A 21,335-nucleotide genomic window follows, 5' to 3' on the forward strand; every position below is an offset into this window, starting at 1 on the left:
CTATACAAACACAACGGCCCACCAAAAGGTGGGCCGTTGTTCAACTCAGGTGCCTGGGATCAATCCTGGCGGCTGGTCACTTCCAGCAGGTGGTAGCCGAACTGGGTCTTGACCGGGCCCTGCACGGTGTTGACCGGTGCGCTGAACACCACGGTGTCGAATTCCTTGACCATCTGGCCTGGACCGAACGAACCCAGGTCACCGCCCTGGCGGCTCGATGGGCAAGTGGAGTTGGCCTTGGCAACTTCGGCGAAATCAGCGCCGCCTTCGATCTGCGCCTTGAGTTCGTTGCACTTGGCTTCGCTGGCAACCAGGATGTGACGGGCAGTGGCTTTTGCCATGGGAAGAATCTCCTTTCAATGTGCGGTAAAGATGCTGAGCCTACCGGATTCAGTGGGCTATTTCTTGTCAATCTAACGCCTGATCCCGGATCGACGGGCCGCTGGTCGAAAATACTCGGCTGTTCACTGATTAAAGTCCCTGTTGTCGCAAACGATCGGCGTGCTCCAGGTACAGATCGACCGGGTCGATGCCGCTGCGCACCAGGCCGGCGGTCTGGTTGATGCTGTCCAGGTGGTCCATCGGATAATCGGAGCGCAACACGGTGCCCAGGTGTGAGCTGAAGCGCCCGACCATGCCGTCGTTGTGCCCGGCCTCACGGTCGAAAAACTGCGAGAAGCCGCGACAGAATGCGTGCAGCGGATCGAGTGCGTTGCGTCCTTCTTTCAAGACCGAGCCCTGGATCGTGCCGCTCCAGGAATAGTAGTGAACCTCATTGACCTGCTGCGCACCCTGGCCACCCCAGGTGTCGGGCAGGCCTTGGGGGTATTTGTCGTTGAACGCCGTGACACCCTCGGTGGTCAGGGCGTTGAGGGCGGCGATGGCATTGTGCGGGATTTGCTTGCGGCCACCGAGATAGCCGAGGAACTCGACAAACAGGGTCGAGGCCGCCACCGCGATGTACTCGGGCAGTTGGCCTGGCTTGAGCGCCTTGCGCAGGCAGTCGGCCAGTTCCGAGCCGTGGTTGGGGCCGCTGACCGAGGTCACCGACGCCACCTGGTGCGGCGCTTGGGCGGCGGCATAGCGGGCCGCCAGCGCGCCCTGGCTATGGCCGATCAGGTTGACCTTGCGCGCGCCGGTGCCGTCCAGCACCCGCTCGATCTGCTCGATCAGTTGCTGGCCGCGCAGCTCATTGCTGTGGGTGGCCGACAGGTAGGGAATGAAAACGTGGGCGCCGGCATTCCTCAGGGCCTGGCGGATTCCGTGGAAGAGTTCGAAGGTGCCGATGCGGTCGAAGCCGAAGAGGCCGTGCACCAGCAGGATGGGGTAGAGCGTGCTTGCATTCCGTTGCATAGGCGTGCCTGTAGTCCGTGAGTTCTGGAGGGGTGTAGCCTCATCACTCTAATCCAGGCCCTGCGGGGGCGGCTGTGTGACAACGCCGCTGATCGGTGCCTGAAGACGGAATAGAAACAGTCGGAGCATTCGCCCTGGACGCCTGCCCCGGCCCGCAAGTCGGGCGTGGGAGCAGTGTCCATCGTGCGGCGCCCGGCTCAGGCGTTGGCCACCCTGGACCAGGCGCGCAGTTGCTGGCTGGCGTTGCGCAACAGGCGTTCGGTGGCGTCCCAACCCAGGCAGCCATCGGTGACCGAGACGCCGTAGCGCAGGTTCGCGCCCAGTGGCTGGCAACCTTCGAACAGGTGGCTCTCGATCATCACGCCGATCAGCGCGCGATTGCCGTCCAGGCGTTGGGCCAATACGTTATTGAACACTTCGGGCTGGCGCAGCGGGTCCTTGCCACTGTTGGCGTGGCTGCAATCGACCATGATCCGCGAGGCAATGTTCAAGCGTTGCAGGTCGCCTTCGATCTGCGCCACGCTGCGCGCGTCGTAGTTGGGGCCACGATGGCCACCGCGCAGTACCAGGTGGGTGTCGGGGTTGCCCGGGGTGTGGATGATCGCCGGATGGCCCTGGCTGTCGACGCCGAAGTGGCGGTGCGGATGGGCGGCCGAGCGCATCGCATCGGTGGCCACGCCGACACCGCCGTCGGTGCCGTTCTTGAAGCCCACGGGCATGCCCAGGCCGCTGGCCATTTCCCGGTGAATCTGCGATTCGGTGGTGCGCGCGCCAATCGCCACCCAGCTCAGCAGGTCGTCGAAGTAGCTGGCGGCCATCGGTTGCAACAGTTCGGTGGCAATCGGCAGGCCGAGCCGGAGCATTTCGCGCATCAGTTCGCGGGACAGGGTCAGGCCGCCGACCATGTCGTCGCTGCCATCCAGGCGTGGGTCGTAGGCCAGGCCTTTCCAGCCAACGGTGGTGCGCGGTTTTTCGACGTAGGCGCGCATCACGATGAGCATTTCATCGCTGACGTCAGCGGCCAGGCGGCTCAGGTTGGCGGCGTATTCGAGGGCGGATTGCGGATCGTGAATCGAGCAGGGACCGACCACGACCAGCAGGCGCGGGTCCGTGCCGTCGAGGATGGCGCGTACGGCCTGGCGATGGGCGGCGACCTGTTGGCTCAGGGCCAGGGTCAGGGGCAGTTGTTGCTTGAGCTGCAATGAGCTGGGCAGACGCTGGGTCAGGGCTTCATTGGCGCAATTCTGGGTGGTCAGTGGCAATGCGCAGATGGACGAGTTCATGTTCAGGCTTCCTCGGCTGGCGGCGGGTTCGTGCCCGCGCGCTCGGCCCTACTGGGGTGTTCGACAATTGGCCGTATTGGCTGGGTGTGAGTGCGTGCCACCGATAGGCGACCGATCGGAGGCGGCAGGCTGTCCCGAACGGAGCTTGCTAAATCGCCAGGCGCTGAAGTCGTAGCGGTAATAAGTGGCGTAGTTCATGTCGGTAGTCCTTGAAGTCAGTGATGTCGCTAAAAAGGGGTGGGGCTGAAAAAACAAAACCCCCGGTCGGGGAGCCGACCGGGGGTTGAGAATTCTCTGGCAGGCGACCCCTTGAGTAGTGGCCGCCGTGTGGGTATCAGGCGCGCCAGTGGCTAAACCAATACCCAAAATAAAACGCTGCCGGAGCGCAGACACCGTTCGCCCGCGCAGCCGCAACCGAGCGCAGGGCGCTGACGGTGGAAAGCTGGGAAGGGCAATGCAACATGGGGTCTGTCTCCGTTGAATGGGCCGAGCTTACTAGAGGCCGGTGCCGGGTTTCAATCGGAAATTGCTATCGGCGTGAATGACGCAAATCGAGCCGCTCTTTATGCCAGACTCGGCGATTGCCCCACGCCCCCCATCAAGGAACAGCCAGGATGAACACTCTGACGATCGCTGCGGCCCAATCGACGTCCATCGCTGGCGACTTGCACGCCAATATCGCCCGCCACCAGTCCCTTATCCAGGCGGCCGCCGAACAGGCCGTGCAATTGCTGGTGTTTCCCGAACTGTCGCTGACCGGCTACGAGCCTGACCTGGCCGCAGACCTGGCGATCGCCCCGGACGCAACAGTGCTGCAGCCATTGCGCGAGTTGGCGCGGGAAGTGGGCGTCACGGCGGTGGTCGGCATGCCGATTCGCCTGAGCACCGAGGGCCCGGTGCTGATCGGTGCGCTGGTGCTGGCGGCGGACGGCTCGCTGGCGGTCTACAGCAAGCAGCATCTGCACCCGGGGGAGGAGCGGGCGTTTGCCCCGGGCACGGGTGGTGCGCCCTTGATCCTGGATGACAGCAGCGTGGCGCTGGCGGTGTGCGCGGACTTCTGCCATGCCAGCCATGCCGCTGCCGCCGCAGCCCTCGGCGCCGATGTGTATGCCGCCGGCGTGCTGATCAGTCCCGCAGGCTACGCGGTGGACAGCGCACTGCTGCAAGGTCATGCCGCGACGCATTCGATGCTGGTGCTGATGGCCAACCACGGCGGTGCGACCGGCGGCTGGGAGTCGGCGGGGCGCAGTGCGGTCTGGACCGCGGACGGTGCGTTGCTCGCCGCTGCACCCGCTGCCGGCGATGGCTTGCTGGTCGCCCGGCGTGACGCGCAAGGCTGGAGCGCTGAATGGCGTTCGCTGGAGCAGGCTTGAGTGGCGCGCCCGGACCTGCGATGAAACGTCTGTAGGGCGTTTAGTACAAGCGTTGGCGGTGGCATCGAATGCATTTTTAATCGCGCCTGCCGCTAGGTCTGCCGGATGCTTTTTGCTAAGGTGTCCGGCAACCAACACAAGACTATATCGCGGGGTGTCTGCTTGATTAGGGTGCTAGTAGTCGATGACCATGATCTCGTTCGTACAGGTATCACGCGAATGCTGGCGGACATCGATGGCCTGCAAGTAGTCGGCCAGGCCGAGTCGGGGGAGGAATCCCTGCTCAAGGCGCGCGAGTTGAAACCCGATGTGGTCCTGATGGACGTCAAGATGCCCGGCATCGGCGGCCTCGAAGCCACGCGCAAACTGCTGCGTAGCCACCCGGACATCAAGGTCGTGGCCGTCACCGTCTGTGAAGAAGACCCATTCCCCACGCGCCTGCTGCAGGCAGGCGCCGCCGGCTACCTGACCAAGGGCGCCGGGCTCAACGAAATGGTCCAGGCGATTCGCCTGGTGTTTGCCGGCCAGCGCTACATCAGCCCGCAGATCGCCCAGCAACTGGCGATCAAATCGGTGCAGCCGAGCAACGACTCGCCCTTCGACAGCCTCTCCGAACGGGAAATCCAGATTGCCCTGATGATTGTCGGCTGCCAGAAGGTGCAGATCATTTCCGACAAACTCTGCCTGTCGCCGAAAACCGTGAACACTTATCGCTACCGTATTTTCGAAAAGCTTTCGATCAGCAGTGACGTCGAGTTGACGCTGTTGGCGGTGCGTCATGGCATGGTCGATGCCAGCCTCTGATAATGACTGAACCCTTCGATTCTGCTGCCTTCCTCTCGACCTGCAGTGGCCGCCCCGGTGTGTATCGCATGTTCGACAGCGATGCGCGCCTGCTCTACGTGGGCAAAGCCAAGAACCTGAAAAAACGCCTGGCGAGTTACTTCCGCAAGACCGGCCTGGCGCCGAAAACCGCGGCCCTGGTGGGGCGTATCGCTCAAGTCGAAACCACCATCACCGCCAACGAGACCGAGGCGCTGCTGCTCGAGCAGACGCTGATCAAGGAATGGCGGCCGCCCTACAACATCCTGCTGCGTGACGATAAGTCCTATCCGTACGTGTTCCTCTCGGACGGTGCGTTCCCGCGCCTGAGCATTCATCGCGGGGCGAAAAAGGCCAAGGGCAAGTACTTCGGCCCGTACCCCAGCGCCGGGGCGATCCGCGAAAGCCTGAGCCTGCTGCAGAAGACCTTTTTTGTCCGCCAGTGCGAAGACAGCTACTACAAGAACCGTACCCGGCCGTGCCTGCAATACCAGATCAAGCGCTGCAAGGCGCCCTGTGTCGGCCTGGTGGAACCCGAGGTGTACGCCGAGGATGTGCGCCACTCGGTGATGTTTCTCGAAGGCCGCAGCAATGCCCTGACCGACGAGCTGTCGGCGAGCATGGAGGCGGCGGCCAGCACTCTGGACTTCGAACGCGCAGCAGAATTTCGCGACCAGATTTCCCTGCTGCGCCGGGTCCAGGACCAGCAAAGCATGGAAGGTGGCAGCGGCGATGTCGACGTGGTCGCGGCCTTCGTCAACCCAGGTGGCGCCTGCGTGCACCTGATCAGCGTGCGCGGTGGTCGGGTGCTGGGCAGCAAGAACTTTTTCCCGCAGGTGGGTATCGAGGAAGACGTCGCCGAGGTCATGGCGGCATTTCTCGGACAGTATTTCATCAGCAGTCCTGAGCGCGACTTGCCCAGCGAGTTGATCGTCAACGTGGTCCACGAGGACTTCCCTGCACTGATCGAAGCCATTCACGAGCTGCGCGGTCGCGAATTGACCATCAGCCACAGGGTTCGTGGCACGCGGGCGCGCTGGCAGCAGCTGGCGGTGACCAATGCCGAACAGGCGCTCAGCGCGCGCCTGGCCAACCGTCAGCACGTCGCCGCACGCTTCGACGCCCTGGCCGAGGTGCTGAATCTGGATGAGCCGCCGCAGCGTCTGGAATGCTATGACATCAGTCACTCCAGCGGCGAAGCCACGGTGGCGTCCTGCGTGGTGTTCGGGCCGGAAGGGCCGCTGAAGTCGGACTACCGGCGCTACAACATCGAAGGCGTGACCCCGGGCGACGACTACGCGGCCATGCACCAGGCCCTGACCCGACGCTTCAGCAAGCTCAAGGACGGCGAGGGCAAGCTGCCGGACATCCTGCTGGTGGACGGCGGCAAGGGCCAGTTGTCGATGGCGCGTGATGTGCTCAATGAACTGGCGGTGCCTGATCTGATCCTGCTGGGCGTGGCCAAGGGCGCGACGCGCAAGGCCGGTTTCGAGACCCTGTACCTGAATGACGCCGCCCATGAATTCACCCTGCGCGGCGACTCGCCGGCGCTGCACCTGATCCAGCAGATCCGCGACGAAGCCCACCGTTTTGCGATTACCGGTCACCGCGCCCGCCGTGGTAAAACCCGTCGCACCTCGACGCTTGAAGGCGTGGCCGGGGTAGGGCCGACCCGTCGTCGCGACCTGTTGAAACATTTTGGTGGATTGCAGGAGCTGTCTCGTGCAAGCATCGAAGAGATCGCCAAAGCACCGGGGATCAGTAAAAAGCTCGCAGAGTTGATTTATGCAAACCTGCACAGCGAGTAGAATGCCCCCTCACCTCGTAGCCAGTTGTGCCGATGAATATCCCTAATCTGATCACCGTTCTACGCGTCCTGCTTATCCCGATCTTCATTTTGCTGTTCTACATGCCGTACCACTGGAGCTATATGGCTGCCAGTTCGGTCTTTGCCTTCGCCGCGGCGACGGACTGGCTGGATGGTTACCTGGCGCGCCGGCTGGAACAGAGCACACCGTTCGGGGCGTTTCTCGACCCGGTGGCCGACAAGCTGATGGTCGCGGTGGCCCTGGTGTTGCTGGTCCAGGAACACGCCAACCTGTGGCTGACCTTGCCGGCGGCCGTGATCATTGGCCGCGAAATCGTCATTTCCGCCTTGCGCGAGTGGATGGCCGAAATCGGCGCACGGGCCCAGGTGGCCGTGTCCAACCTCGGCAAATGGAAAACCGCCGCGCAGATGCTGGCGCTGGTGATCCTGCTGGCCAACCCGTCTGATTTCAGCTTCTGGGTGCTGGTGGGCTATGCCTTGCTGATGGTCTCCGCCGGCCTGACCCTGTGGTCGATGGTGCACTACCTGCGCGCCGCCTGGCCGCACCTGAAAACCGATCTGGATAAAAAATAAAACTATTTTGAATCAAAGGCTTGACGCGTATTCGAATTTCGCTAGAATACGCCCACCAAGACGCGGGAATAGCTCAGTTGGTAGAGCACGACCTTGCCAAGGTCGGGGTCGCGAGTTCGAGTCTCGTTTCCCGCTCCAAGTTCTAAAAAAGCCACTCAATCGAGTGGCTTTTTTTTGCCTGAAATTTGAGTTCAAGTGGACCCCGCACTGCAGAAGCGGGCCTGCTCGCAAAAAAAACTACGGCGTTTCCCCTCCCTCAAAGCCCCGCCCACCGGCCCCGCAGACGGCTTGCAAGCGAATTCCTTTCGATATCCGTCCGTTGTAGGCACAATACCGCTCTTTTTTGGCTGGCCTAGCCGGAGGCTGGAATGATCAAGACCCCTTACTACCTCATCGACAAAACCAAACTGCTGACCAATCTGCAGAAAATCGCCTATGTACGCGAGCAATCCGGGGCCAAGGCCCTGCTGGCGCTCAAGTGCTTTGCGACCTGGTCGGTGTTCGATCTGATGCAGGAGTACATGGACGGTACCACCTCGTCGTCGCTCTACGAGCTCAAGCTCGGCCGCCAGAAGTTTGCCGGCGAGACTCACGCCTACAGCGTGGCCTGGGCCGATGACGAGATCGAGGAGATGCTCGACAACAGCGACAAGATCATCTTCAACTCCATCAGCCAGCTGCAGCGTTTTGCCGAACGCAGCGAAGGCAAGGTGCGTGGCCTGCGCGTCAATCCGCAGGTGAGCAGCTCCGACTACCTGCTGGCCGACCCGGCGCGTCCGTTCAGCCGTCTGGGCGAATGGGACCCGGTGAAGATCGAAGGCGTGATCGAGCAGATCTCCGGCTTCATGTTCCACAACAACTGCGAGAACGGCGATTTCGGCCTGTTCGACAAGATGCTGTGCACCATCGAAGAACGCTTCGGCGAACTGCTGCACAAGGTCAAGTGGGTCAGCCTCGGCGGCGGCATTCACTTCACCGGTGAAGGCTACGCCCTGGACGCATTCTGTGCGCGCTTGAAGGCGTTCTCCGAGAAGTACGGCGTGCAGGTTTACCTGGAACCGGGCGAAGCGGCGATCACCAACAGTGCCTCGCTGGAAGTCACCGTGCTCGACACCCTGTACAACGGCAAGCACCTGGCCGTGGTCGACAGCTCCATCGAAGCCCACCTGCTGGACCTGCTGATCTACCGCCTGAACGCCAAGCTGGCGCCGAGCGACGGCGAGCACACGTACATGGTCTGCGGCAAATCCTGCCTGGCTGGCGATATCTTTGGCGAGTATCAGTTCGACCGTCCGTTGGCCATCGGCGACCGCCTGTCGTTCATCGACACCGCCGGCTACACCATGGTCAAGAAGAACTGGTTCAACGGCCTGAAAATGCCGTCCATCGTAGTGAAACAACTCGACGGTACAGTCGAAGTGGTTCGTGAGTTTGGTTACAACGACTACCTGTCCAGCCTTTCGTAAGCTGGCTCAAGAAGGAGAGAGAGAGAAATTGAAGAAGAACGTACTTATCATTGGTGCAGGAGGTGTCGCCAAGGTGGTGGCCCACAAGTGCGCGCAGCACAACGACGAACTCGGTCGTATTGCTATCGCGTCGCGCAACATCTCCAAATGCCAGGCCATCATCGACAGCGTCAACCTTAAAGGCAGCCTGAAAGTGCCTGCCGAGATCAAAGCCTATTCGCTCGACGCGCTGGACATCGAAGCGACCAAAGCGCTGATCCGCGACACCGAATCACAGATCGTGATCAACGTCGGTTCACCGTTCATCAACATGTCGGTGCTGCGTGCCTGCATCGATACCGGCGTGGCTTACCTGGACACTGCGATCCACGAAGAGCCAGGCAAAATCTGCGAGACGCCACCCTGGTACGGCAACTACGAGTGGAAACACCTCGAGGAATGCCAGCAGAAGAACGTCACCGCCATTCTTGGCGTCGGCTTCGATCCGGGCGTGGTCAATGCCTACGCGGCACTCGCGCAACAACAGTATTTCGACAGCATTGATTCGATCGACATTCTCGACGTCAATGCCGGTTCCCACGGCAAGTATTTCTCGACCAACTTCGATCCTGAAATCAACTTCCGCGAATTCACCGGACAGGTGTGGAGCTGGCAGAACAGCCAGTGGACCAGCAACACCATGTTCGAAGTCAAGCGCACCGACGACCTGCCTGTGGTCGGCGTACAGAACCTGTACCTGACCGGTCACGACGAAGTGCACTCGATCTCGAAGAACCTCGGCATCGCCAACGTGCGCTTCTGGATGAGCTTCGGCGAGCACTACATCAACGTCTTCAGCGTCCTGAAAAACCTCGGCCTGCTCTCCGAGCAACCGGTCAAGACCGCCGAAGGCCTGGAAGTGGTGCCATTGAAAGTGGTCAAGGCCGTGCTGCCGGATCCAGGTTCCCTGGCCCCGGGCTACACCGGCAAGACCTGCATCGGTAACCTGGTCAAAGGCACCAAGGACGGCCAGCCGCGCGAAGTGTTCATCTACAACGTCGCCGACCACGAAGAAGCCTTCGCCGAAACCGACAGCCAGGGCATCTCCTACACCGCCGGCGTGCCTCCTGTCGCCGCCGCACTGCTGGTCGCTCGTGGCGACTGGGACGTCAGCCGCATGGTCAACGTCGAAGAGCTGCCCGCCGAGCCGTTCCTCGCGGCACTGGAAGTCATGGGTCTGCCGACTCGCATCAAGGACGAAACCTCGGACCGCGCGCTGAACTTTGCCTGATCGATCGCAAGGTTACTGAACGACGGTTCCCGGCCGACTGCTGCGAGTTTTACCGCAGTGGTCGTGCTGGGCTCATAGCGATTTTTTCGCCCACCCCATCAAAACGTCTGCAACCATCATCAACGGTGACGCTTACGGTGATCACTCGTCGGACAAATGCATCCGCACTTCCATCGCCTCATGCGATAGCCGAACAATTTCGATCACCTGGTCATTCGCCACGCGATAAAACACGATATGGCGCGGGCTTTTGACGGTTCCTTCAGATTGTTTTGCCTGTTGGCGTGCGTAATTCAGGTGATAGCTGCGAAGGCCGGGGGCCAGTTCATTGCGCTGCTGGCTGCCGATACACTGGGGTGTGCTGGCGATTGATTGCAGGGCTGTGAGGATCAGCGCCTGGTATCTGCGGCGTGCCGGGTCACCAAACTCGACTTGGGAGTGCCTCAGGATATCGACAATGTCGCTGCGCGCCGCGTCGGAAATTCGATATTGCGGCATGCTCAGTGTTTCTCTTTTATCGGGGCTGTCGCCTCCCGGCCCAACCCGTCCAGATAGCGCTCAAGATTTTCCTCGTCCAACTGGGTAAAACGCCCGTGCTCCAGATCCATGATGCCCACCGAGGTCGCCTGGCGCAGGGCTTCGATTTTCGCGGAGTCTTCGGCAACGCGTTGTTCCAGCAGGCGCAGACCTTCGCGCATCACTTCGCTCGCATTTTGATATCGACCGGACTGAACCAGGTCATGGATAACCTGTTCTTGATGGGAAGTGAGCACTACATTTCGGGTCGCCATGATGAGCTCCAGTTCAGGGGTCGCGAGGGGGGCTGATTTTCATTGGCATACTATGCCATTTTACCCGGGAGCACATCCTCCTTCAGAGCCGTCCTGTCGAATCGCTAAATCGGGTATGGAGGTCAACGGCGGGTTCTTCGCTGCGATGCGGTGGGCCGACAAGCCAGCTGGTGTTCGACCCACCCTTTGTAGGAGCTGGCTTGCCAGCGAAAAACGTCAACGATGGCGCGTACTGTTTGAATACGCGCGGTGGCCTCGGGTTCTTCGCTGCGATGCGGCGGGCCGACAAGCCGGCTTGGTTGTGAACGCAGGCTTTGTTACGACGCTATCGCTCGCGCCGCGATCGCTCGACAATAACCGCAACAGCTTGCGCAGCAGATGCCTGAGCAGTGTCCAGGCACAGCACAGCCTCATCCCACTGCTCATATTCGTGGCCCAGCACTGATTCCCAGGTGGGTGGTATCAGGCCCGGTATGTCAGAAGTCCTGGTTTCGACGCGGCGCCGGTGTTCATTTGCATCGGAGCAAATCACCTGCACGTTGGCCAATTCCACTCCCGCCTTGGCGGCGATATCGCGCCATGCGGTTCGGCTTTCCGCGACGGGGTTGACGCAATCCACGACAACGCTATGGCCGAGCAGAAGGTTACTCAGCGCCAGCTCATTGGCGACCCGGTAGCCACTGCACCCGACGTCTCGCGCAAGTACCCCCGCGTTGCGAATCGCTTGCTCGATCGTATCGACCCTCAGGTACACGGCAGCCGTTGCAGCGGCGAGCGCCTTGGCGATGGTGGTTTTCCCTGTGCCGGGAAGTCCGCTGAAGACGATTAGCATGCCGTGCCCCTGGATTAATCAGATGGCCGAGTGTACGCGGCGGACCCACCCCAACAGCAAGCCCGCCCCCATCCATCAAAGCTTCGGCAACTGCCCGATCCGCCCCATCATCTCGGTGACGATCTGCAGATCCAGCATGAACTGCTCCACCGTCTTGAACTCGTTGTCGTTGTGCCCGGTGTATTTGACGTCGGGCATGGCCAGGCCGAATTGCACGCCGTTGGGCAGCTCGTGGACTGAGGTGGCGCCGGCGGAGGTGCCGAACTTGTGCGGCATGCCGAGGTTTTCCGTGGCCACGGCCAGCAGCGCCTTGACCCATTCGCCTTCGGGGTTGCGGTACATCGGTTCGGCGATGGAGTAGTCGAAGGTCACGGCAGTCTTGCTGCTCTTGCTCCAGGCGCTGAGTTTGTCGGCGATCTCGGTCTTGAGGGTTTCCGGCGATTTGCCTTTGGGTACCCGTAGGTTAACCGCCAGCTTCAAGGCCTTGTCGTCCTTGCCGACGTAGGTCAGCGACGTGGTCAGTGGGCCCATGAAGTCATCGGCGAAACCGACCCCCAATTTGTTGCCCAGGTAGTCCAGGCCCCAGTTGTCGGCGGCGTAGCGTGCGGCGTCGGTGTAGGCGTTGTGCTTGAGCGCAACCTTGCCGTCGAGGCTGTTGAGCAAGTCGAGCATGCGCGCCACCGGGTTGACCCCGGACTCGGGCTCGGAGGAGTGGGCGGACACCCCGGTGACCACCAGTTGCACATCCTTGCCGACCACCTTGGCGTTGACCTTGAAGTCGCCACCATTGCGCTTGGCGTAGTCGCTGCCGGCCTGCTGCAGGCTGGCCGCCAGTTCGGCGGGCTGCTCAGTGACCAGGGTCACCACCGACGTCGAGGGGATCTGGTTGGTCGCCAGGCCGCCGGTCATCGAGATGATCTCGGCGCCCTTGCCCTCGGCCTTGCGCCAAGGGAAGTTGGCCATGACCGTGCCGTAGCCTTTCTCGGCGATCACCACCGGGTAGCCACCGTCCAGCGCCAGGTTGTAGTTGGGCGTCGGGTTGTGTTCGAAGTAGTAGGGGATGGCGTCGCCGGTGGTTTCTTCGGTGGTGTCCACCAGCAGTTTGAAGTTACGTGCCAGAGGCAGTTTTTCTTCCTTGATGATTTTCATCGCGTACAGGGTCACGACGATGCCGTTCTTGTCATCCTCGGTGCCGCGCCCGTACAGGCGGTCGCCGATCAGCGTGACCTTGAACGGATCGAGCTTGGTGCCGTCTTCCAGCACCCAGTTCTCCGGCGTCACCGGGACCACGTCGGCGTGGGCGTGAATGCCCACCACTTCGTCGCCGCTGCCGGGCAGGGAGATTTCGTAGACACGGTTGTCGACGTTGCGAAAGCTCAGGTTGAAGGACTCGGCCAGATTCTTGATCTTGTCGGCGATCTTGATGAATTCGGGGTTGTCGTGCTGGGCCACGCCTTCGACCTGGAAGGTGGGGATGGCCACCAGTTCGCGCAGGGTCTCGGTGGCGGCGCTGCCGTATTTCACCCGGGCGTACAGGCCCAGCAGGCGATAAATTTCATTTTGCTGTTCGGCACTCAGGCGCTTGTTGTCGAGGAAAGCACTGATGGCCGGGCGGAGGTCGTCAGTCTCGGACAGGTCGCTTTTCGCCAGGCTGCCGAGGAACTCGCGGAAGTCCTTAACCGACTGCTCGTTGAAAGTCTTGAGAATGGCCGCGCTCTGTTGCGGGGTGATGTTGGCCTGGGCCGGCGTGGCAACCGCCGTGAGGCTGGCGAGCATCAGGGTGGTGGCGGCCAGGTGCTTGAGTGAAAAGTCCATCGTGGGTGGCATTCCTTTGCAGGGCGTTGAGTAGGAAGTGTCGTACAAGTGAAACAAGACATTTCCAAGCTAACACCACGAGGACAAGTACGGCAGTCCCACAACTGCGATCTGTCCCACAGAAATACAAAAACGACGCATAAACCTACTGTCCGTACAGCAACAGTCGTTCAACAGGCTGTTGTCGTGCAGGCATTCAATCTGGCTTTCTAATAGTTAATAAGTCATTGAAAAATAACGATTAAATCAACTGGCACGAATCCTGTTTAGCTGAATCAAGACGCGTCGCAAGATGCCATCAAGTTCAGTGAAAAGGAGCTGCACCGTGCCCCGTGAAATCCGTTTGAACGCCTTCGAGATGAACTGTGTTGGCCACCAGTCACCTGGCCTGTGGGCACACCCCAAGGATCGCTCCTGGCAATACAAGGATCTGGAGTACTGGACCGACCTGGCCAAGTTGCTGGAGCGTGGCAAGTTCGACGGGCTGTTCATCGCCGATGTGATCGGCATCTATGACGTGCTCAACGGCAATGGCGAGGCTGCCATCCGCCAGGCCACCCAGGTGCCTGTCAACGATCCGCTGGCGCTGATCACACCGATGGCGGCGGTCACCGAACACCTCGGCTTCGGCCTGACGGCGTCGCTGAGTTTCGAGCATCCGTATCCCTTCGCCCGGCGCCTGTCGACTCTCGATCACCTGACCAAGGGCCGCATCGGCTGGAACATCGTCACCTCGTACCTGGACAGCGGCGCGCGCAATCTCGGGCAGAAAGCCCTGAGCGATCACGATGCCCGCTACGACTACGCCGACGAATACCTTGAGGTGCTCTACAAACTCTTTGAAGGCAGTTGGGAAGAAGACGCGGTGCTGCGCGATCGCGAGCGTCGGGTGTTCAGCGACCCGAGCAAGATTCACGAGATCCGTCACCAGGGCAAATACTTCCAGGTGCCCGGCATCCACCTCTGCGAACCCTCGCCGCAGCGCACCCCGGTGCTCTACCAGGCAGGCGCTTCCAGCCGTGGCAAGAACTTCGCGGCCGGGCATGCCGAGTGCGTGTTCGTCGCCGCGCCGTCGAAAGTGATCCTGAAAAAAACCGTGGCCGACATCCGCCGCCGCGCCGCCGAGGCCGGGCGTGATCCACGCAAGATTCTGATCTTCAACCTGCAGACGGTGATCGTTGACGAGACCGACGCCAAGGCCCAGGCCAAGTGGCAGGAACTCAAGTCTTACACCAGCTACGAAGGTGCGTTGGCGCTGTTGTCCGGCTGGACCGGGATCGACTTCGGCCAGTACCAGCCCGACCAGGTGCTCAAGCACATCCATACCAACGCGATCCAGTCGGCGGTGGAAGCTTTTTCCACGGCCGACCCGAACAAGCAATGGACCGTGCGTGAGCTGGCCGACTGGGTCGGCATCGGTGGCTTCGGCCCGTTGATCGTCGGCAGCGCGCAGACCGTCGCCGATGAGTTGCAGGCCTGGGTCGAGGAAACCGACGTCGACGGCTTCAACTTCGCCTACGCCCTGGCCCACGAAACCTTCCGCGACGTGGTCGAGTTGTTGGTGCCCGAGTTGCAGAAACGCGGCGTGTACAAGACCGAATACGCCGCCGGCACCCTGCGCGACAAGCTGTTCGGCGATGGCCCGCGCCTGGCCGACAACCATCCGGCTGCGGGTTATCGCGACCTTGGCAAGCGCCACAGCACCCGTGCCATCCAGCGGGAGCCAGCCCATGAGCGTGCATGAACTCAGTCCGCGGCCCGTCGATGAGGTGCCGGATTTCGCCTTGAGCGCCTTGCGCCGCTGGGCCACCGAAAAGCCGCTGCAGATCGCCTTGCGTCATCGTCGCCAGGGCGTGTGGAAGGCCTGGCGCTGGATCGATGTGCTGCGGGAAGTGGAGCGCGCGGCGGCCGGTTTGCGCCAGCAGGGTTTTGCCGAGACCTCGCGCCTGGCCTTGAGTGGCGCCTACGAACCGTCGTTGCTGATCCTCGCTTTAGCGGCCCACAGCCTCGGCGGGATCAGCCAGGTGATCAGCCCGCAGGCCCGTGGCGAAACCCTGCAACGCCAGGTGCGGCTGCTGCGTCCTGATTTCGCCTTCGTCCAGCGTCGCGAAACCGTGGCGCTGTGGCGTGAGGCCGAGCTGCAGCACTTCGGCCCATTGCAAGTGTTCAGCGCCCAGGCCAGCAAGGCCGGGCAGGGCGGGTTGCAAGCGGCGCCCTTGAGTGTGTTGTTCAGCGGCCCGCAGGAGCAGGCGCAGCAAGGCTGGTCGCAGGTCGCCAGGGACCCGGTGGTGTGGGTCGACGAAGACACCCGTTGGCCGCTCGGCCTGCAGCATGTGCTCAGCCGCTGGTTGCAACATGGTGAAGGTCTGGCGTTCCCGGAAACCCTCGAGTCAGCCAGTCGCGACCGCCAGGACATCGCCCCGACCGCGTTGTTGATGTCCAGCGAGCGTGCCCGCCAGGTGGCCGACGAGATCGAGGCACGGCTGGCGCCCCAGGGCACCTGGCGCCGGCGGCTGTGCGAGTGGGCGCTGGCCGATCCGCGTCGTGGTCTGCGCCGTTGGCTGAAAGCCCGGGTGCGAAACCTGCTGGGCTTTCGCCGGGTCAGCCGCATCGACACGCCGACCCGTGCGCCGGCGCACCTGGGCTGGTTGCATGACGTGCTGGAGCGTGCGGCATGAGCGCGCTGTTGGAGGTGCGCAATATTTCCCTGTCGTTCAAGGGCGTGAAGGCGATCAACGATCTGTCGTTCGCCGTGCAGCGCGGCGAGATCTGCGCCTTGATCGGCCCCAACGGCGCGGGCAAGAGCTCGCTGCTGAATATCCTCAATGGCGTTTATCGCGCCGACGCCGGTGAGCTGCTGTTCGACGCCGAACCGTTGCGCCGGCCCCATCCCTTGACCGCTGCGCGCCGCGGCATCGCTCGGACCTTTCAGAACAACGCGCTGTTCAAGAAGATGAGCGTGCTCGACAACCTGCTCACCGGCCTGTCGCGCCTGCAACGCACGCTGTTCATCGAACAGGCGCTGGGTTTGCCACGGGCGCGGCGTGAGGCGCGCGAATTCAATGCGCGGGCCGAGCAGGTGCTGGATTTTCTCGCCCTGCAACCCTGGCGCGATGTGGCGGTGGGCAGCCTGGCCTACGGTCTGCAGAAGCGTGTCGAACTGGGGCGGGCACTGATTGCCCAGCCGACCCTGCTGTTGCTCGACGAGCCCATGGCCGGGATGAACGCCGAGGAAAAACAGGAGATGAGTCGGTTTATCGCCGACATCAATCGTGACCTGGGCACCACGGTGATTCTGATCGAACACGACATCAAGGTGGTCATGGACCTCTCGGCCCACGTGGTGGTGCTCGACTACGGGCGCAAGGTCGGCGACGGCACGCCCGCCGAAGTCCAGGCCAACCCCGAGGTGATCGCGGCTTATCTGGGGACGGTGCACTGATGAATTTGTTTCTCGAAACCCTGATCGGCGGCCTGCTCGCCGGCACCCTGTACTCGTTGGTCGCCATCGGCTTCGTGCTGATCTACAAGGCCAGCGGTGTGTTCAACTTTGCCCAGGGCTCGATGCTGCTGTTCGCCGCGCTGACCTTCGTCAGCCTGCACGAGCAGGGCGTGCCCTTTGACCTGGCGCTTGCCCTGACCCTGCTGGTGATGATCATCGGCGCGCTGCTGATCGAGCGCCTGGTGCTGCGCCCGCTGGTCAATCGCTCGCAGATCACCCTGTTCATGGCCACCCTTGGCCTGTCGTTCATCATCGAAGGCCTGGCCCAGGGCCTGATGGGCGCCCAGGTGCGCGCGCTGGACCTGGGCATCGACGATGTGCCGGTGTTTCTCGGCGAGATCATGATCAGCCAGTTCGACCTGATCGCCGCCGGCGTCTGTGCGGTGCTGGTGACCGTGCTGGCGCTGTTGTTCAACAAGACCCGGATCGGCATCGCCCTGCGCGCCGTGGCCGATGACACCCGGGCCGCACTGTCGCTGGGGATCAACCTCAACCGCATCTGGCAGATCGTCTGGGCCGTGGCCGGCATGGTCGGGCTGGTGGCCGGCCTGCTCTGGGGCGCGCGTCAGGGCGTGCAGTTCTCGCTGTCGCTGGTGGTGCTCAAGGCGCTGCCGGTACTGATCATCGGCGGCTTCACCTCGATTGGCGGGGCGATTGTCGGCGGGTTGATCGTCGGCGCCGCGGAGAACCTCGCCGAAGCCTATATCGGTCCGCTGATCGGCGGCGGCATCACCCCCTGGTTCGCCTATTTCCTTGCCCTGGCGTTTCTCTATTTCCGCCCGGCCGGCCTGTTCGGCGACCGTGCCATCGAGCGAGTGTGATCCCATGACGACGACTATCACGGGCATTCCCGCGAGTTTCGACGATGCGCCCCTGACCCTGCTGCGCCGCCGCTGGCCGGTGGGCCTCGGTCTGTTGCTGCTGGTGGCCTTTGTCGGCTTGCCGCTGCTGGGCAATGACTATTGGCTGAACGCGATCCTGATCCCGTTCCTGGTGCTGTCCCTGGCCGGCCTGGGCCTCAACCTGCTGACCGGCTACACCGGGCAGACCTCGGTGGGGGCTGCCGGCTTCATGGCGGTCGGCGCCTTCGCCACTTACGGTTTGCTGCTGCGAGTACCGGGCATTCCACTGCCATTGGCGCTTCTGGGCGGCGGTTTGATCGCGGCCTTTGTCGGCCTGCTGTTTGGCATTCCCAGCGCGCGGATCAAGGGCTTCTACCTGATGGTCACCACCCTCGCGGCGCAGTTTTTCCTCGAGTGGGTGTTTGGCAAATTTCCCTGGTTCTACAATTTCGCCTCGTCCGGCACCATCAGCGCGCCGCGCCTGGAACTGTTCGGCTACAGCCTGGCCTCGCCGGTGGGGCGTTACCTGCTGACCTTGAGTTGCGTGGTGCTGCTGACCTGGGTCGCGGTCAACCTGGTGCGCAGCCAGGTCGGGCGCAACTGGATGGCGATCCGCGACATGGACACCGCCGCCTCGGTGGTCGGCATCCCGGTGGACCGCTACAAGCGCCTGGCCTTTGCCGTGAGCTCGTTCTACCTGGGCATCGCCGGCGCGCTCTGGGCTTTCGCCTACCTGGGTACGGCCAGCGCCGGCAGCTTCGACATCAACCGCTCGTTCCAGATCCTATTCATCATCATTATCGGTGGCATGGGCAGCATCGCCGGCAACTTCGTCGGCGCGGCCTTTATCAGCCTGCTGCCGATCCTGCTCAACCATGGCGGGCAATGGCTGTTCGGCGGCAGCGTCGACGCCGGGCAGTTGCAGAACCTGCAGAAAATCATCTTCGGCACGCTGATCATCTGGTTCCTGATCAAGGAGCCGGAAGGCCTGATCCGCCTGCTCGGCGACCTGCGCGAACGGCTCAAGAGCTGGCCGCTGCGCTTCTAGACATTCTTTCTTTCCCGCCTTGACCCGACGACGGGAGGGGACACCTCACACCTTATGCAATAGAAGTGATCCCTCATGCGCAAACCCTTGCAACGTACCTTTATCGCCGCGGTGCTCGGCCTCGGCCTGCAGGCCCTGCTGCCGACCCTGGCCCAGGCCGCCAGCGACGAGCAATTCATCCCCATGGCCACCTACCGCGTCGGTGCCTACGCTTCCAGCGGCATCCCGGTGTGGGCCGGGATGATCGATTACCTGCGCTACATCAACGAAGTCGAAGGCGGGATCAATGGGGTCAAGTTGGTCTGGCAGGAGTGCGAGACTGAATGGACGGCGGAGAAGGGCATCGAGTGCTACGAGCGTTTCAAGAACGGCCTCAACGGTGCGCCGGTGGCGGTCTATCAACCCAACGGCGCGCCAGCGGCCTATGCCCTGGCGAGCAAGGCCGAGGCCGACAAGATCCCGCTGATCACCCTCGGCTACGGACGCACCGAAGCCACCGATGGCAGCATCTTTCCCTATAACTTCCCGGTGATGCTGACCTTCTACAGCGAGGCCTCGGCCTTCATCAACTACGTGGCCCAGCGTGAAGGCGGGCTGGACAAACTGCGTGGCAAGAAGATCGCCACGGTCTACCACGACTCGGCCTACGGTCGGGAAACCCAGGGCCCGCTGGCGTTGCTGGCGGAGAAATACGGCTTCGAAAATATCCAGATCCCGGTGGCCGATCCGGGCAATGAGCAGGCCGGGCAATGGCGGCAGATCCGCCAGTTGAAACCGGACTGGGTGTTCCTCCGTACCTGGGGTGTGTCGACCCCAGTGGCGATCAAGACCGCGGCGCGTTTCGGCTTTCCGGTGGAGCGCATCGTCGGCGACATCTGGGCCAGTTCCAACGAAGACGTGCTGCCCGCCGCCGAGGCCGGCAAAGGTTATCTGGCGCTGACGCCGTACCCGGGCGGGAGCAATTTCGACATCCACCAGCGCATCAAGGAACACATCCTCGACAAGGGCAAGAGCGACCTCAAGGACCCGAAAAGCTTTGGCAGCGTGTACTACAACTCCGGGCTGGTGAACGCGGCGATTGCCGTGGAGGCGATTCGTGCCGGACAGAAAAAATTCGGCAACCGACCGCTCAATGGCGAAGAAGGGCGCTGGGGTCTGGAGCACCTGGACCTGGGCGATGCGCGGCTCAAGGAGATCGGCTTTCTCGGCCTGATGCAGCCGCTCAAGCTGTCCTGCAGCGACCATGAGGGCGGCGGCGCGGCCAAGGTCCAGCAGTGGGATGGCGCGCAATGGACGCTGGTCACCGACTGGATTCAGGCGGATCGCGCGACCTTGCGCCCGTTGATCGATGCCAAGGCGGCCGAGTACGCCAAAGAGAAGGGCGTGACTGCCCGCGATTGCCGTGCCGAGCCCTGATGCCGGGCAGCCACTTAGCAGCGGGCGCGTCTCGCGCCCTGGAGGTAATACGCGATGAACCAGCGAGTTCAACCGGTTATCCATGCCAGTGAGTTGCTGGCGGTGGACGACATCGAAGTGATTTACGACGGCGCCATTCTGGCCGTCGCCGGGGTGTCGCTGAAGGTCGAGCAGGGCGGTATCGTCGCGCTGCTGGGTGCCAACGGCGCCGGCAAGAGCACCACCCTCAAGGCGATTTCCGGGCTGGTGCAGGCGGATCGCGCCAAGGTCAGTCGCGGCCAGATTCGTTTTGCCGGGGCGGATACCGCCGGGGTCGCGGCCAATCAACTGGCGCGCCAGGGCATCGTCCATGTGCTGGAGGGGCGACATGTCTTCGCCCATCTGACCATCGAAGAAAACCTGCGCAGCGGCGGTTTCCTGCGCAAGCCGTCACGGCGTGTACTGGAGCAAAACCTGGAGCGGATCTACGCCTGGTTCCCGCGGCTCAGGACCAAGCGCAAGACCCAGGCCGGCCTGACCTCCGGCGGCGAGCAGCAGATGCTCGCCATCGGCCGCGCCCTGATGACCCGGCCGCGCCTGGTGCTGCTCGACGAACCGTCCATGGGCCTGGCGCCGATCATCGTCGAAGAGATCTTCGAGATCGTCGCCCAACTCAATGCCCGCGAAGGCATGAGCTTCCTGATCGCCGAACAAAACATCAACGTCGCCCTGCGCCATGCCAGCCATGCCTACATCCTGGAGAACGGCCGGGTGGTGGGCGCGGGCGCGGCGAGCGAGCTGGCGGCGCGGGAGGATATTCAGCGTTTTTATCTGGGGGGGCAAGGCCGGCTGAAGAGCCCTGACCAAAGCGGACCACTGCGGTAAATGCAGATCTTGTGATCGACCAAAACCCCTGTAGGAGCTGGCTTGCCAGCGAAGAACCCGAGACTGCCGCGAACATTCAGCCAGCACGCGTTATCGTTCAAAACCTTCGCTGGCAAGCCAGCTCCTACAGGGGGGGGCGGTCGATGCAGATTCTGTGGTTAGCCACGAACATCAACCATCCCGCCGCTTACCCAACCACATCACTTCAACACCTCGCATGGGCGCCTGCTCATGCTTCCAGAACCGCCATCGAATGG

Annotated in this window: 20 protein-coding genes and 1 tRNA gene; 14 read left to right on the forward strand and 7 right to left on the reverse strand. The window is 62.3% G+C overall.

All coding sequences use genetic code 11. The features are described 5' to 3' along the window. Nucleotides 1-59: 59 nt before the first annotated feature. The 3 genes from ACZYR5_RS27660 to ACZYR5_RS27670 all read right to left on the reverse strand — a co-directional run bounded on the left by ACZYR5_RS27660 (nt 60) and on the right by ACZYR5_RS27670 (nt 2,636). Nucleotides 60-341, reverse strand: coding sequence for a peptidylprolyl isomerase (locus tag ACZYR5_RS27660; RefSeq protein WP_008369704.1), 282 nt, complete (start codon nt 339-341; stop codon nt 60-62). A 130-nt stretch (nt 342-471) separates the two neighbouring features. Beyond that, entirely contained in the window at nt 472-1,353 is an 882-nt protein-coding gene (locus ACZYR5_RS27665) for an esterase/lipase family protein (RefSeq protein WP_489092620.1), read from the reverse strand. A 197-nt stretch (nt 1,354-1,550) separates the two neighbouring features. Further along, complete coding sequence (locus tag ACZYR5_RS27670; RefSeq protein ID WP_489092621.1) at nt 1,551-2,636, reverse strand: 3-deoxy-7-phosphoheptulonate synthase; 1,086 nt, start codon at nt 2,634-2,636, stop codon at nt 1,551-1,553. Nucleotides 2,637-3,250: 614 nt separating this feature from the next. On the opposite strand from ACZYR5_RS27670, the gene ACZYR5_RS27675 reads away from it, so the two are divergent. The 7 genes from ACZYR5_RS27675 (at nt 3,251) to ACZYR5_RS27705 (ending at nt 9,968) form a co-directional block, all read left to right on the forward strand. Next, nucleotides 3,251-4,009 carry a carbon-nitrogen hydrolase family protein gene (locus ACZYR5_RS27675; protein WP_489092622.1) on the forward strand — a complete coding sequence of 253 codons (759 nt, stop codon included), beginning with the start codon at nt 3,251-3,253 and terminating at the stop codon, nt 4,007-4,009. Between the two features lie 162 nt (nt 4,010-4,171). Beyond that, nucleotides 4,172-4,813 carry a response regulator transcription factor GacA gene (gene gacA, locus ACZYR5_RS27680; RefSeq protein WP_027620325.1) on the forward strand — a complete coding sequence of 214 codons (642 nt, stop codon included), beginning with the start codon at nt 4,172-4,174 and terminating at the stop codon, nt 4,811-4,813. Nucleotides 4,814-4,815: 2 nt separating this feature from the next. Then, nucleotides 4,816-6,639 (forward strand): excinuclease ABC subunit UvrC, encoded by a 1,824-nt coding sequence (gene uvrC / locus ACZYR5_RS27685; protein ID WP_489092623.1) that lies wholly within the window; start codon nt 4,816-4,818, stop codon nt 6,637-6,639. 32 nt (nt 6,640-6,671) lie between these two features. Continuing rightward, nucleotides 6,672-7,232 carry a CDP-diacylglycerol--glycerol-3-phosphate 3-phosphatidyltransferase gene (gene pgsA / locus ACZYR5_RS27690; RefSeq protein ID WP_489092624.1) on the forward strand — a complete coding sequence of 187 codons (561 nt, stop codon included), beginning with the start codon at nt 6,672-6,674 and terminating at the stop codon, nt 7,230-7,232. A gap of 62 nt (nt 7,233-7,294) precedes the next feature. After that, nucleotides 7,295-7,370 (forward strand) — tRNA-Gly (locus ACZYR5_RS27695). 230 nt (nt 7,371-7,600) lie between these two features. Then, on the forward strand, nt 7,601-8,698 hold the full coding sequence (locus ACZYR5_RS27700; protein ID WP_489092625.1) for a carboxynorspermidine decarboxylase: 1,098 nt from the start codon (nt 7,601-7,603) through the stop codon (nt 8,696-8,698). 28 nt (nt 8,699-8,726) lie between these two features. After that, nucleotides 8,727-9,968, forward strand: coding sequence for a saccharopine dehydrogenase family protein (locus ACZYR5_RS27705; RefSeq protein WP_027620321.1), 1,242 nt, complete (start codon nt 8,727-8,729; stop codon nt 9,966-9,968). 141 nt (nt 9,969-10,109) lie between these two features. Here the strand turns inward: ACZYR5_RS27705 and ACZYR5_RS27710 are convergent, their stop codons facing one another. From ACZYR5_RS27710 to ACZYR5_RS27725, 4 genes are all read right to left on the reverse strand, one after another. Further along, the gene (locus ACZYR5_RS27710; RefSeq protein ID WP_489092626.1) at nt 10,110-10,466 is read right to left on the reverse strand and encodes a type II toxin-antitoxin system RelE/ParE family toxin; all 357 of its coding nucleotides are present in this window, start codon (nt 10,464-10,466) and stop codon (nt 10,110-10,112) included. Nucleotides 10,467-10,468: 2 nt separating this feature from the next. Then, nucleotides 10,469-10,759, reverse strand: coding sequence for a type II toxin-antitoxin system ParD family antitoxin (locus ACZYR5_RS27715; RefSeq protein ID WP_489092627.1), 291 nt, complete (start codon nt 10,757-10,759; stop codon nt 10,469-10,471). A 325-nt stretch (nt 10,760-11,084) separates the two neighbouring features. Beyond that, nucleotides 11,085-11,591 carry a P-loop nucleotide/nucleoside kinase family protein gene (locus ACZYR5_RS27720; RefSeq protein ID WP_489092628.1) on the reverse strand — a complete coding sequence of 169 codons (507 nt, stop codon included), beginning with the start codon at nt 11,589-11,591 and terminating at the stop codon, nt 11,085-11,087. Nucleotides 11,592-11,666: 75 nt separating this feature from the next. Continuing rightward, nucleotides 11,667-13,406: a dipeptidase gene (locus ACZYR5_RS27725; protein WP_489092629.1), complete on the reverse strand. Its 1,740-nt coding sequence runs from the start codon at nt 13,404-13,406 to the stop codon at nt 11,667-11,669. 325 nt (nt 13,407-13,731) lie between these two features. Between ACZYR5_RS27725 and ACZYR5_RS27730 the strand changes: the two genes are divergently transcribed. From ACZYR5_RS27730 to ACZYR5_RS27760, 7 genes are all read left to right on the forward strand, one after another. Next, a complete protein-coding gene (locus ACZYR5_RS27730) occupies nt 13,732-15,150 on the forward strand; it encodes an LLM class flavin-dependent oxidoreductase (RefSeq protein WP_489092630.1) in 1,419 nt (472 codons plus the stop codon). Beyond that, nucleotides 15,137-16,084, forward strand: a complete 948-nt coding sequence (locus ACZYR5_RS27735) for an AMP-binding protein (RefSeq protein ID WP_489092631.1) — start codon at nt 15,137-15,139, stop codon at nt 16,082-16,084. The genes ACZYR5_RS27730 and ACZYR5_RS27735 overlap by 14 nt, the downstream gene beginning before the upstream one ends. Beyond that, a complete protein-coding gene (locus tag ACZYR5_RS27740; protein ID WP_489092632.1) occupies nt 16,081-16,848 on the forward strand; it encodes an ABC transporter ATP-binding protein in 768 nt (255 codons plus the stop codon). Before ACZYR5_RS27735 ends, ACZYR5_RS27740 begins: the two co-directional genes overlap by 4 nt. Next, a complete protein-coding gene (locus tag ACZYR5_RS27745; RefSeq protein ID WP_489092633.1) occupies nt 16,848-17,729 on the forward strand; it encodes a branched-chain amino acid ABC transporter permease in 882 nt (293 codons plus the stop codon). The genes ACZYR5_RS27740 and ACZYR5_RS27745 overlap by 1 nt, the downstream gene beginning before the upstream one ends. Before the next feature lie 4 nt (nt 17,730-17,733). Continuing rightward, entirely contained in the window at nt 17,734-18,798 is a 1,065-nt protein-coding gene (locus tag ACZYR5_RS27750; RefSeq protein WP_489092634.1) for a branched-chain amino acid ABC transporter permease, read from the forward strand. 75 nt (nt 18,799-18,873) lie between these two features. Further along, nucleotides 18,874-20,214, forward strand: coding sequence for an ABC transporter substrate-binding protein (locus ACZYR5_RS27755; RefSeq protein WP_489092635.1), 1,341 nt, complete (start codon nt 18,874-18,876; stop codon nt 20,212-20,214). Between the two features lie 54 nt (nt 20,215-20,268). Continuing rightward, a complete protein-coding gene (locus ACZYR5_RS27760; RefSeq protein ID WP_489092636.1) occupies nt 20,269-21,078 on the forward strand; it encodes an ABC transporter ATP-binding protein in 810 nt (269 codons plus the stop codon). Nucleotides 21,079-21,335 lie beyond the last annotated feature (257 nt).

The organism is Pseudomonas sp. F007, assembly GCF_057814275.1.

Bases quoted from the DNA above. Each gene is read 5' to 3' on its own strand.
- ACZYR5_RS27660 (WP_008369704.1), bottom strand. From the start codon at position 341: ATGGCAAAAGCCACTGCCCGTCACATCCTGGTTGCCAGCGAAGCCAAG.
- ACZYR5_RS27665 (WP_489092620.1), bottom strand. From the start codon at position 1,353: ATGCAACGGAATGCAAGCACGCTCTACCCCATCCTGCTGGTGCACGGC.
- ACZYR5_RS27670 (WP_489092621.1), bottom strand. From the start codon at position 2,636: ATGAACTCGTCCATCTGCGCATTGCCACTGACCACCCAGAATTGCGCC.
- ACZYR5_RS27675 (WP_489092622.1), top strand. From the start codon at position 3,251: ATGAACACTCTGACGATCGCTGCGGCCCAATCGACGTCCATCGCTGGC.
- uvrC (WP_489092623.1), top strand. From the start codon at position 4,816: ATGACTGAACCCTTCGATTCTGCTGCCTTCCTCTCGACCTGCAGTGGC.
- pgsA (WP_489092624.1), top strand. From the start codon at position 6,672: ATGAATATCCCTAATCTGATCACCGTTCTACGCGTCCTGCTTATCCCG.
- ACZYR5_RS27700 (WP_489092625.1), top strand. From the start codon at position 7,601: ATGATCAAGACCCCTTACTACCTCATCGACAAAACCAAACTGCTGACC.
- ACZYR5_RS27710 (WP_489092626.1), bottom strand. From the start codon at position 10,466: ATGCCGCAATATCGAATTTCCGACGCGGCGCGCAGCGACATTGTCGAT.
- ACZYR5_RS27715 (WP_489092627.1), bottom strand. From the start codon at position 10,759: ATGGCGACCCGAAATGTAGTGCTCACTTCCCATCAAGAACAGGTTATC.
- ACZYR5_RS27720 (WP_489092628.1), bottom strand. From the start codon at position 11,591: ATGCTAATCGTCTTCAGCGGACTTCCCGGCACAGGGAAAACCACCATC.
- ACZYR5_RS27725 (WP_489092629.1), bottom strand. From the start codon at position 13,406: ATGGACTTTTCACTCAAGCACCTGGCCGCCACCACCCTGATGCTCGCC.
- ACZYR5_RS27735 (WP_489092631.1), top strand. From the start codon at position 15,137: ATGAGCGTGCATGAACTCAGTCCGCGGCCCGTCGATGAGGTGCCGGAT.
- ACZYR5_RS27740 (WP_489092632.1), top strand. From the start codon at position 16,081: ATGAGCGCGCTGTTGGAGGTGCGCAATATTTCCCTGTCGTTCAAGGGC.
- ACZYR5_RS27745 (WP_489092633.1), top strand. From the start codon at position 16,848: ATGAATTTGTTTCTCGAAACCCTGATCGGCGGCCTGCTCGCCGGCACC.
- ACZYR5_RS27750 (WP_489092634.1), top strand. From the start codon at position 17,734: ATGACGACGACTATCACGGGCATTCCCGCGAGTTTCGACGATGCGCCC.
- ACZYR5_RS27755 (WP_489092635.1), top strand. From the start codon at position 18,874: ATGCGCAAACCCTTGCAACGTACCTTTATCGCCGCGGTGCTCGGCCTC.
- ACZYR5_RS27760 (WP_489092636.1), top strand. From the start codon at position 20,269: ATGAACCAGCGAGTTCAACCGGTTATCCATGCCAGTGAGTTGCTGGCG.